1 protein-coding gene is annotated in these 263 nt (G+C 68.1%); it reads right to left on the reverse strand.

The window, feature by feature from the left end; translation table 11 throughout:
* The coding region (locus MFF64_RS39100) for a hypothetical protein (RefSeq protein ID WP_498071637.1) at positions 1-263 on the reverse strand (263 nt) is incomplete at both ends.

Genomic DNA, 263 nt, shown 5'->3' on the forward strand with positions numbered 1-263 from the left:
TGTCAATGTGGTGCTCCTCGTCGGCGGGGGTCAGCACCTCGGACTCGTCAATGAAGTCCACCCCGATGGCCTCGAGGATCATGGCCTCCACGAAGTGGCCGATCCTCACCTTGGCCATGACGGGGATGGAGACGCCCGCCATGATCTCCTTGATGATCTTGGGGTCGGACATGCGGGCCACGCCCCCCTGGGCGCGGATGTCCGCGGGGACCCGCTCCAGGGCCATCACCGCCACCGCCCCCGCCTCCTCGGCGATCACCGCC

Source organism: Methylobacterium frigidaeris, assembly GCF_022179185.1.
Taxonomy (GTDB): domain Bacteria; phylum Pseudomonadota; class Alphaproteobacteria; order Rhizobiales; family Beijerinckiaceae; genus Methylobacterium; species Methylobacterium frigidaeris.